General features: G+C 65.3%; 1 protein-coding gene and 1 pseudogene. Both read right to left on the bottom strand.

The annotated features are described in order from the left end of the window. On the bottom strand, positions 1-125 hold a 125-nt coding region (locus EOA33_RS37405; protein ID WP_190234530.1), incomplete at its 3' end, for a type VI secretion system contractile sheath small subunit. Between the two features lie 6 nt (positions 126-131). Then, positions 132-763: pseudogene (locus EOA33_RS37400) on the bottom strand (type VI secretion system protein TssA); the annotation flags it as partial.

The raw sequence follows: 763 nt of genomic DNA, 5'->3' as shown, positions 1-763 counted from the left end.
ATCACGCCCATGACGAACGGCAGTTCTATCGTCGTCGGGCTGCCGTAGGTTTCGACGTCGTAGGCGATCTGCACCCGCGGCGCGCGATTTCGTTCGATGACCTTCGCTTTGCTTTCGGCTGGCATGTGTTGCTACCTTTCATCCTTCTGGGCCGTCTTTTTGGCATCGGGAACGCCGGCCAGAAGCCGGAACTCCTTCAGCCCCGACGGGGCGAGATCTTCCATCAGTTCAACAAAATCCATGTGCACCATGCGGCGCACACGGCGGGCGAGATGCGGGATCGGGCTCGACGGCTCGGTGCGGTCATAGAAGGCGACGACAAGGTCGAGGCACTTGACCACGTCATCGCGCGAGGAAATCCGGTCGGGCAGCCCGGTGCTCTGTTCGTAGCTTGCGACACTTGCCATCGTATCGGCTCCATGACCGTTTCGGACGGGCGTTGCCGGTTCCGCCGGCGGCGGGGAGGGTTTCGCCGCGCCGTTCGCCACGGCGCCGGCAGCCGAATTGCGCTCCAGGGTCGTCAGCAAACGCTGCAGGAACCGTTTCAATTCCGGGACGGCGGGACCGTTGCCTTCGATGCGGGCGTTGAGCGCGGTCTCGACGGCATCGAGGGCCGCGATTGCCGCGCGGGCGTCGCCCAGCAGCGACGTCATCGCCTCGCCGGCCTGATCGATCTGCGCCGCGCATCCGCTGCGCACCCGGTTCAAGAGCTGGCTGTGGGCGCTCGCAAGCGCTGCCTTTTCGCTCGCATTCAGCCCGGAGG

It is taken from the genome of Mesorhizobium sp. M4A.F.Ca.ET.050.02.1.1 (assembly GCF_003997725.1).
Taxonomy (GTDB): Bacteria; Pseudomonadota; Alphaproteobacteria; order Rhizobiales; family Rhizobiaceae; genus Mesorhizobium.
The sequence above is the reverse complement of the archived record's forward strand: the minus strand, read 5'-3'. Positions and strand labels throughout refer to the sequence as shown.